Annotated in this window: 11 protein-coding genes; all 11 read left to right on the top strand. The window is 63.3% G+C overall.

The window, feature by feature from the left end; all coding sequences use genetic code 11:
• Positions 1-247 (top strand): thiosulfate oxidation carrier complex protein SoxZ (gene soxZ / locus BGO62_RS06910; protein ID WP_296640593.1); only part of this gene is annotated, 247 nt, incomplete at its 5' end.
• Positions 248-315: 68 nt separating this feature from the next.
• Positions 316-1,161: a sulfur oxidation c-type cytochrome SoxA gene (soxA, locus tag BGO62_RS06915; protein WP_296640595.1), complete on the top strand. Its 846-nt coding sequence runs from the start codon at positions 316-318 to the stop codon at positions 1,159-1,161.
• Between the two features lie 153 nt (positions 1,162-1,314).
• Positions 1,315-3,057, top strand: coding sequence for a thiosulfohydrolase SoxB (gene soxB / locus BGO62_RS06920; RefSeq protein WP_296640598.1), 1,743 nt, complete (start codon positions 1,315-1,317; stop codon positions 3,055-3,057).
• 402 nt (positions 3,058-3,459) lie between these two features.
• Positions 3,460-3,885 (top strand): cytochrome c, encoded by a 426-nt coding sequence (locus tag BGO62_RS06925; RefSeq protein WP_296640601.1) that lies wholly within the window; start codon positions 3,460-3,462, stop codon positions 3,883-3,885.
• Positions 3,886-3,923: 38 nt separating this feature from the next.
• The gene (locus BGO62_RS06930) at positions 3,924-5,303 is read left to right on the top strand and encodes a cbb3-type cytochrome c oxidase subunit I (protein WP_296640604.1); all 1,380 of its coding nucleotides are present in this window, start codon (positions 3,924-3,926) and stop codon (positions 5,301-5,303) included.
• 110 nt (positions 5,304-5,413) lie between these two features.
• Positions 5,414-5,941, top strand: coding sequence for a cytochrome c oxidase subunit 3 family protein (locus BGO62_RS06935; protein ID WP_296640605.1), 528 nt, complete (start codon positions 5,414-5,416; stop codon positions 5,939-5,941).
• Between the two features lie 2 nt (positions 5,942-5,943).
• Entirely contained in the window at positions 5,944-6,201 is a 258-nt protein-coding gene (locus BGO62_RS06940) for a cytochrome C oxidase subunit IV family protein (protein WP_296640607.1), read from the top strand.
• 12 nt (positions 6,202-6,213) lie between these two features.
• Positions 6,214-7,029, top strand: coding sequence for a CbbQ/NirQ/NorQ/GpvN family protein (locus BGO62_RS06945; protein ID WP_296640609.1), 816 nt, complete (start codon positions 6,214-6,216; stop codon positions 7,027-7,029).
• A gap of 4 nt (positions 7,030-7,033) precedes the next feature.
• Complete coding sequence (locus BGO62_RS06950; protein WP_296640611.1) at positions 7,034-7,414, top strand: hypothetical protein; 381 nt, start codon at positions 7,034-7,036, stop codon at positions 7,412-7,414.
• Positions 7,408-8,448, top strand: coding sequence for a 4Fe-4S binding protein (locus tag BGO62_RS06955; RefSeq protein ID WP_296640613.1), 1,041 nt, complete (start codon positions 7,408-7,410; stop codon positions 8,446-8,448). The genes BGO62_RS06950 and BGO62_RS06955 overlap by 7 nt, the downstream gene beginning before the upstream one ends.
• A gap of 2 nt (positions 8,449-8,450) precedes the next feature.
• The coding region (locus BGO62_RS06960; protein ID WP_296640616.1) for a nitric oxide reductase at positions 8,451-9,951 on the top strand (1,501 nt) is incomplete at its 3' end.

Below are 9,951 nucleotides of genomic sequence, written 5' to 3' on the forward strand. Positions count from 1 at the left end.
CCACCCGATGGAAACCGGCCTGCGCAAAGACGCCAAAACCGGCCAGCTGGTGCCCGCCCACTTCATTCAGGACGTGACGGCCACCATCAACGGCGCCGCGGTGCTGAGCGCCGACTTCGGCACCGGCATCTCCAAGAACCCCTACCTGGGCTTCAAGGTCAAGGGGCCCAAGAAAGGCGACAAGGTCGTCGTCAACTGGGTCGACAACAAGGGCGACAAGAACTCCGCCGAGGCCACCATCGGCTAAATCAGGCAATACCCGAGCGGGGCAGCATGCCCCGCTCGCGTTTTATCATCAGGTTTGAGGAGGACGGCATGAAACAAAAAAACATCTTGAAACTGCTGGCAGGCATGGCCGGTTTGGGTATCGCCCTGGGCGCCGCCACGGTGCACGCTACGCCCGAGCAGGACCGGCAGGAACTCATCAAGTACTACACATCCAAGAATCCCAACGTCAAGATTGAAGATTACGTCTACGGCGCGCTGGCATTCGATGCCGACAGCAAGGCGCAATACGACGCCATCATGGAATTCCCGCCCTACGAAGCCACCATCGAAGCCGGCCGCAAGATGTGGGAAACCCCGTTCAAGAACGGCAAAACCTATGCCGACTGCCTGCCCAGCGGCGGCAAGCAGATTGCCGGCAACTACCCCATGTTTGACGATGCCAAGGGCAAGGTCGTGACGCTGCACGATGCCATCAACGACTGCCGCACCGCCAATGGCGAAGAGGCCTACAAGGTCGACGACATGAAAACCATGGGAGTCCTGACGTCCTATATGCGCACCCTGTCCGACGGCATGCTGGTGAATATCAAAGTCGAAGGGCCCAAGGCCACGGCCGCCTACCAGGATGGCAAGACGACCTTCTTCGGCCGCAGGGGGCAGCTCAACTTCGCCTGCGCCAGCTGCCACGTGCAGAACGCCGGCGTCCGTCTGCGCTCCGAACTGATCTCCCCCGCGATCGGCCACACCGTGCACTGGCCGGTGTTCCGCGGCGGCGACACCCTGACCACCCTGCAACAGCGCTATAGCGGTTGTTTCAGGATGGTGCGCGGCGTGCCGGCGGCACAAGGCAGCGCCACCATGAACAACCTGGAGTATTTCCATTCCTCGCTGTCGAACGGCCTGCCGATGAAGGCTTCCGTATTCCGCAAATAAGCGGCCGCGTTATGTGAAAAAGCCCGGGCAGCCGGGCTTTTTCATTTGCAGGGCCGGTGCGGTTGCGCATGGGCCGGAGCTACCATTTACCGGCTGCGCCTTATCAACTGACAATACCAAAAACATCATCACATTATTTTCGAGGAGCGTTCCATGCACATGAACCGCCGTGAGTTTCTGCAATTGCTCGCTGTCGCCGCAGCGTCCGGCATGGCACTGGACAGCAAGTCCGCACTGGCCGGCAAGGCGCCTGCCAATTTCTACGATGTGCCGCGCCACGGCAACGTCTCATTCTTGCACTTTACCGACTGCCACGCCCAGCTGATGCCGGTGTGGTTCCGCGAGCCCAACGTCAACCTGGGAATCGGCTCGGCCAACGGCAAGGCTCCTCACCTGGTCGGCCGGCATCTGCTGAAAAAATTCGGCATCAAGCCCGGCAGCGCCGAAGCCCACGCCTTCACTTACCTCGACTTCACCGAAGCGGCCAAAGTCTACGGCAAGGTCGGTGGCTTCGCCCATCTGAAAACCCTGGTAGACAAAATCCGCGCGCAGCGCCCCGGCTCGCTGCTGCTCGATGGCGGCGACACCTGGCAGGGTTCGGCCACTTCGCTGTGGACCAATGCGCAGGACATGGTCGACGCCTGCATCGCGCTCGGCGTCAACGTCATGACACCGCACTGGGAATCGACTTTCGGCGCCGAACGGGTGCTGGAAATCGTCAACAACGATTTCAAGAAAGCCGGCGTCGATTTCGTCGCGCAGAACGTCATCACCAACGACTTCGGCGACCAGGTATTCAAGCCCTACGTCATGAAGGAAATGAACGGCGTGAAAATCGCCATCATCGGCCAGGCCTTCCCCTACACGCCGATCGCCAACCCGCGCTGGATGGTGCCGGACTGGAGTTTTGGCATCCGCGACGACGGCATGCAGAAATGGGTGGACGACGCGCGCGCCAACGGCGCCAAGGTCGTGATCGTGCTCTCGCACAACGGCATGGACGTCGACCTTAAAATGGCCGGCCGCGTCACCGGCATCGATGCCATCTTCGGCGGCCACACCCACGACGGCGTGCCACAACCGATCAAGGTCAAGAACGCCAAGGGCATCACGCTGGTGACCAATGCGGGTTCCAACGGCAAGTTCCTCGGCGTCATGGACTTCGATGTTCGCGGCGGCAAGATTCAAAGCTACCAATACCGCCTGCTGCCGGTGTTCTCCAACCTGCTGCCGGCCGACCCGGCGATGGACGCGCTGATCAAGAAAGTGCGTGCGCCCTACGAAGACAAGCTCAGCGAGAAGCTCGCCGTCACCGACGACTTCCTCTACCGCCGCGGCAACTTCAACGGCACCTGGGACCAATTGCTGGTCGACGCGCTGATGGAAGTCAAAGGCGCGGATGCCGCCTTCTCGCCCGGCTTCCGCTGGGGCACCACGCTGCTGCCGGGCGACGCCATCACCATGGAACGCCTGATGGACCAGACCGCGATCACCTATCCGCAGACCACGCTGACGGAGATGACCGGCGAGACCATCAAGAACATCATGGAAGACGTCGCCGACAACCTGTTCAATACCGACCCCTACTATCAGCAGGGCGGCGACATGGTGCGCGTCGGCGGTATCGAATACACCATCAACCCGACCAAGAAAATCGGCCAGCGCATCGGCAACATGATGCTGAAGGGCAAGCCGGTCGACGCCAACACGGTCTACAAGGTCGCCGGCTGGGCGCCGGTGGGCGAAGGCGCAGAGGGTGAACCGGTATGGGATGTCGTCGCGGCCTACCTGCGCGACAAGAAAGTCATCAAGGGGCTGAAGCTGAACGAGCCCAAAATCGTCGGCGTCGGCAAATCCAACCCCGGCATCGCAGACTACCGCGGCGGCCTGTCCTGACCCCGGCGTTAGCAAAAACCTGAAAAGGGGCGTAAGCCCCTTTTTTTACGTCCACGTAACGCCTGCGGACAGCAGCGCAGACACCGCAACCGGGCGCGCGAGCAGGCGTGCGCACCACGCCAGCCCGGCAACCTCCCCTCCCACCTGAAAGCGCATGCAGGCATGCTTCATGCGTGCGGTTCGCCCGGCCCGGCCCAACGCGTCCCGGCCCGCAAGGCTGCGCAGCGTGACCGCCGCTCGCCAAACTGTCTCACTTAAGCAACAAGCGAATTTTCCTCTTTACCTAAGATGTATTTTAAATATATATTAAGACCTCGATAACCGAGCTTGGCGCAGGCAAGTGGAGGACGCGCCTCAGCACGCGATTCGTATCCAACCCAGCAAACGAAAGGGACCCAACCAATGAGCTCGGCATTCACAAAATCCGCAGCCCGCAACATCTTTTACGGCGGCGCGGTGTTCTTCTTCCTGCTGTTACTCGGCCTCACGTTCGACACCATGCAGACGCTTCCCAAGCGCGACAACCGCGCGAACCTGAGCGAGTCGGCCTTGCGCGGCAAGCACATATGGGAGACGCGCAATTGCATCGGCTGCCACACCCTGATGGGCGAAGGCGCCTATTTCGCGCCGGAACTGGTCAACGTCTACACCCGGCGCGGGCCGGATTTCATCAAGACCTGGATGAAGATCCAGCCCAGCGGCGCCCCCGGGCGGCGCCAGATGCCGCAGTTTCACCTGGACGAGCAGCAGCTTGACGACCTGGTGAGCTTCCTCAAGTACGCCTCGGAGATCAACACATCCAAATGGCCGCCCAACATTGAGGGCTAAGATCGTCATCAAACGCAATGCAACAAACGGGGAACTTTATGAAATACAAATCACAGGCGGTCGCGAAGCCCTATTTCATCGCGGCAATCGGCCTCTTTCTCGGCCAGATCGTATTCGGTCTGATCATGGGCTTGCAGTATGTGGTCGGGGATTTCCTGTTCCCGGCCATCCCGTTCAACGTGGCGCGCATGGTGCACACCAACCTGCTGATCGTGTGGCTCCTGTTCGGCTTCATGGGCGCGGCCTACTACCTGATTCCGGAAGAGTCGGAACGCGAGTTGCATAGTCCAAAGCTCGCCCTGGCGATGTTCTGGATATTCCTCGTCGCCGGAGCGGCGACCGTCCTCGGCTACCTCCTGGTGCCCTACGCATCGCTGGCCGAATGGACCGGCAACGACCTGCTGGCCACGATGGGGCGGGAGTTCCTCGAACAGCCGCTGCCGACCAAGATCGGCATCGTGGTCGTGGCGCTGGCGATGCTGTACAACCTGTCGATGACGGTGCTGCGCGGCCGCAAGACCACGATCAACCTGGTGATGCTGATCGGCCTGTGGGGACTCGCGATTTTCTTCCTGTTCTCGTTCTACAACCCTGGCAACCTCGTCAAGGACAAGTACTACTGGTGGTGGGTCGTGCACCTGTGGGTGGAAGGCGTGTGGGAACTGATCATGGGTGCGATGCTGGCGTTCGTGCTGATCAAGGTGACCGGCGTGGACCGCGAGGTGATCGAGAAATGGCTGTACGTGATCATTGCGATGGCGCTGATTACCGGACTCATCGGCACCGGCCACCACTATTACTGGATCGGTGCGCCGGAATACTGGCAATGGTGGGGCAGCGTGTTCTCCGCCCTGGAGCCGATTCCGTTCTTCATGATGACGGTGTTCGCATTCAACATGGTCAACCGCAGACGGCGTGAACACCCGAACAAGGCGGCCGTGCTGTGGGCGCTCGGCACCGGCGTGATGGCTTTCCTGGGTGCCGGCGTGTGGGGTTTCCTGCACACCCTCGCACCGGTGAACTTCTATACCCATGGCAGCCAGATCACGGCGGCGCACGGCCACATGGCGTTCTATGGCGCGTATGCGATGGTCGTGATGACCATGATCAGCTACACCATGCCGCTGATGCGCGGCCGTGCCGCCAACAGCAAGAGCGCGCAAGTGGTTGAAATGTGGTCGTTCTGGCTGATGACGGTCGCGATGGTCTTCATCACGCTGTTCCTGACCGCCGCCGGCATCCTGCAGATCTGGCTGCAGCGCGTCGCGGCAGAGCCGATGTCGTTCATGGCGGCGCAGGAACAGGTCGCACTGTTCTACTGGATGCGCGAAGTTGCCGGCCTGGTCTTCCTGATCGGCGTCCTGTTGTACATTGGCAGCTTCTTCATCAAGGGCAAGAGCGAAGCCGCTACGGCCTGAGCTTGACGATCCGCCCGGCTTGCCGGGCGGACGGGGATACCGACTTGAGCCAAGCAATCATTTCCTCTGCACCACATGGCGATCGCCGCGAGCTACCGGGCGATCTTGCCATGTGGTTTTTCATTCTTGCCGAATTGCTGGTATTCGGCGTCTTTTTTCTGGCGTATGCATTCGCCCGCACGCGCAATGTCGAATTGTTCAACGCGTCGCAACTGGAGCTGGACCAGCTCAGCGGCGCCATCAATACCGTCCTGCTGATTTCCAGCAGTTATTTCGTGGTGCGTGCCGTCGATCAAATCCGGCATGACCGATCCCGCTCCTGCGCATACTGGCTGATCGCCGCGATGACGTGCGGCGGCACATTCCTGGCGCTCAAGCTGGTCGAATTCGGCGCCAAGCTCGAGGCCGGCATCACCATGTCGACCAATACGTTCTTCATGTTCTATCTCGGCCTCGGCTTTTTCCACTTCATGCATGTCGTGCTCGGCATGGTCATCCTCGGCGCCGTGACGCTCAAGGCGTGGAAAGGCGGCTACGGCGCGACCAGCTACGGCGGCGTCGAAACCGGCGCCGCCTACTGGCACATGGTCGACCTGGTGTGGATCATTCTGTTTCCCTTGATTTACGTGTTGCACTGACCATGATGAAAGCGGCGACTTTCCAATGGCTGATCCTGCTTGCCATGACGGCGGTGGCCGTCGGCCTGTCGCAGGCCGCGCTCTCCGACAATGCCATCCTGGCCCCGGTGCTGCTGACGACGCTGGTCAAGGGGCGCATCGTGATTGACCGCTTCATGGCCCTGCAAGGCGTGATCGCACCGTGGCGCTGGGTCGTGCTGGGCTGGCTGGTGCTGGTGCTAGGCCTGATCGGCTATGCCTTCCACATGGCGCAGACTTAACCGGAGAACCCCATGAACGACCTGACCGCTCCCGGCCTGGAGGCCACCCTGAATGTTCCGTTCTACCAGCCGGTCGGCAACGAGTGCGAGCTCTTCGAGTATGCCTTCCGCAAGCGCCTGCCGCTCTTGATCAAGGGACCGACCGGCTGCGGCAAGACGCGCTTCGTCGCGCACATGGCGGCGCGCCTGGCGCGGCCGCTGATCACGGTGGCCTGCCACGACGACCTGACCGCCGCCGACCTGGTCGGCCGCCACCTGATCGGCGACGGCCAGACCGTCTGGTCGGACGGCCCGCTGACGCGCGCGGTGCGGCAAGGCGGCATCTGCTACCTGGACGAAGTGGTGGAAGCGCGCAAGGACACCACCGTGGTGCTGCATCCGCTGACCGACGACCGGCGCATCCTGCCGATCGAGCGCACCGGCGAGGAGCTGCAGGCGCCGGACGACTTCATGCTGGTGGTTTCCTACAATCCCGGCTACCAGAACCTGCTGAAAAGTCTGAAGCCGTCGACACGCCAGCGCTTCATCGCGATCAACTTCGATTTTCCGCCGGCCGCGCTGGAGGAGAAAATCGTGATCGCCGAAACCGGGGTTGCGCCGCTGCTGGCAAAACAACTGGTCACGCTGGCCGGCCACTTCCGCCAGCTCAAGGACCACGACCTGGAGGAAGCGGTTTCGACACGCCTGCTGGTCTACGCAGCCAGCCTCATCGGCGCAGGCTGCGATCCGGTAGCCGCCTGCGAAGCCGCGCTGGTCCAGTCGCTGACCGACGACGCGGACACCGCCGAGGCCTTGCTGGAAGTGATCAAGGCAAGCTTCGGCCAGTAATCGCATGGACGCCCCCTCCGACCCGCGGCTACAGGCCGTGCAGGCCGAAGTCCTCTACCTGGTCAACCTGCTGCTGGCGCCCGGCCTGGCCTTCCTGCTGCTGCTGTGGCTCGCCCACCGGCATCGCGCAAGCACCAATCCGCTCACGCGCTGCCATCTGCGCCAGGCGGTCACGGCGAGCCTGCGGGCGGGCCTGCTGCTGATCGCCGTGCCTGCCCTCGTCGTGCTGACCGTCGACCTCGACCAGCCGGCAGCCTGGATACTGCTGCTGCTGTATGTGCTGTGCTGCCACGCTACGCTGGTGCTGCTGGGCGTGCTCGGCCTGTCGCGCGCGATCGCCGGGCAGACCTTCGTCTACCCCCTGCTCGGGAGCCGCACGTGGTAGGCACTCAGGCAACGCCCGCAATCCGTGCCGGCGTCGCGCGCAGCACGCGCGGCTGGCTTGGACTGCCGGTACAGCGCTGGCGCCAGCTGACCCAGGCGGGGTTTTTCCTGCTGTTCGTGTTCGCACCGGTCTTCGACATCTTCCGGCTCGACCTGAATCTCAAGCACTTGATCCTGTTCGGCTTCGACTGGACGCTGGGGATGGACGATTTCCTGGCCGGCCGCGCTTCCGCCGGCGAGGCCTCGCTGAACATCGTATTGCGCGGTTTTCTGCCACTGCTGGCGATCGGCGGCACGCTGATCTATGTCAGCCTGAAATGGGGGCGGCTGTATTGCGGCTGGCTCTGCCCGCATTTCTCGATCGTCGAAACCATCAACCAGACGCTGCGGCGCGCGATCGGCAAGCAAAGCCTGTGGGACAGGAAGCCGCTGCCGGCCCGCAATCCCGACGGCAGCGAAACCCGCCACGACGCGCTCTGGTGGTTCGCCGTGGTTCCTCTGGTCGTCGCTTGCGCGGTCTTGTGGGCCGTGGTGCTGCTGACCTACCTGCTGCCGCCGGCCGAGATATACAGCAATATCTGGCACGGCACCCTGACGCGCAATCAGACGATTTTCCTCAGCGCCGCCAGCATCGCGTTCTTCGTCGAGTTCATGTTCGCGCGCCACCTGTTTTGCCGCTATGCCTGCGCGGTCGGCCTGTTCCAGAGCCTGGCCTGGATGAGCAACGACAAGGCGATGGTGGTCGGCTTCACGCGCTCGCGCGCCAAGGATTGTTCCACCTGCTATTCGGCCTGCGACCATGTCTGCCCGATGCGCCTGAACCCGCGCAACGTCAAGCGCATGATGTTCGCCTGCGTGCAGTGCGGCCAATGCGTGGATGCCTGCGACCAGACGCAGGCCGGCAACCCGAACGGCCCATTGCTGAACTGGGTGCACGACCTGCACGCCGAGTCCGAAGCCGCCTTCAATGTCAGGGCCGCCCGCGCCATACCGATCATGCCGGTCGCCGGCACCCCGACCCAGGACAGGAGCTAGCCATGGAAGAATTCGTCGGCGGCTTGTGGGACAGGCTGATCACCCGTAGCGCGTATCGCGGCTTTCCCAAGGCGCGCGTGGAACTCAAGCAGATCGAGCGCATTGCGCCGGTCTTCTTCCGCGCGCTGGGCGGCGATGCCGGCCTGACGCTGCGCGCCGGCACCGCGACGGCGCATGGCGCGCGCCGCAGCTGGATGGAACGCGTGGCGGGCATCGGCGACAAGGTGGAACTGACCTGGAGCGACGACACCACGCTGCACCTGCCGGCCGCGCTCGACGTCTTTCCGGAGCGCGCGCAGAACCGCGAACTGTACCTGTGGCTGCTCGCGCTCGCCGCGCACGATGTTGCGCCGGATGCGCCGTGGATCGTGCGCAACCAGCAGGCGACACGCGCCACCCTGGATGCGCTGCCCGGTCTGGCGCAGCGTTATCGCAAGCTGGTCGAGGCCTTGTTTGCATTGCGTCCGCATCCGGACAGCTTGAGCGGTCAGGAACGCGTGGCCGAAGCCGCGATTCGCGCGGCGCTGGCCGAGCCGGGCTCGGTCGGGCAATTCGAGCCCGGCAGGCAGGCGCCGCTGCCGGTTCCGCTGTGGCTGCACCCGCAGCCGCCGCACAACCCGGGGCAGCAGCGCCAGGCCGGCAGCGCGAAATCGCCGCAGCCGGGCGCCAAATCCACGGCCGACCAGGAAGGACGCAAGCGGCGTGCCGAACGGGTCGACATGCCGCAGGCGAAGAACCCGTTCATGCTGCTGTTCCGTGCCGAAAGCCTGTTCTCCTGGGCCGAATTCATCAAGGTCGACCGCCCGCTCGACGAGGACGAAAACGAGCATGCAAGCAAAGCGGCCAACGACCTCGACATCCTCAGCATCGCCGACGACGACAACAGCACCGCCAGCCGGGTGCGCTTCGACCTCGACCTGCCGGCCGAGGCCGACGACGACCTGATGCTGGCCGACGGCATCCTGCTGCCGGAATGGGATTGCCGCAAGCAGCGCCTGCAGCCCGCGCATTGCCGTCTGCAGATGCTGCTCGCACGCGATGCCGAACCATGCGCGCTGCCGCAGGCCTTGCGCGCACCGGCCAAGCGTCTGCGCCAGCAGTTTCAGGCACTGACCACGCAGCGTGCGCGCCTGCGCGGTCAGCTGACCGGCAACGATCTCGACATCGATGCCTGCGTGCGCTTTGCCGTCGACAGGATCGGCGGCATGCGCTCAAGCGAGCCCGGGCTGTATCTCGACAGCCGCCGGCAGCAGCGCGACCTGTCCTGCCTGCTGCTGGCCGACCTGTCGCTGTCGACCGACGCCTGGGTCAACAATACGGCGCGCGTGATCGAGGTGATCCGCGACAGCCTGCTGCTGTTCGGCGAGGCGCTGGCGGCCACCGGCGATCGCTTTGCGCTGTACGGATTTTCGTCGGTGCGCCGCGACAACGTGCGCTTTCATCTGCTCAAGGGTTTCGATGAGCGCTACGACGACCGGATTCGCGGCCGCCTGGCGGCATTGA

This window comes from Thiobacillus sp. 65-1402 (assembly GCF_001897685.1).
Classification (GTDB): Bacteria; Pseudomonadota; Gammaproteobacteria; order Burkholderiales; family Thiobacillaceae; genus Thiobacillus.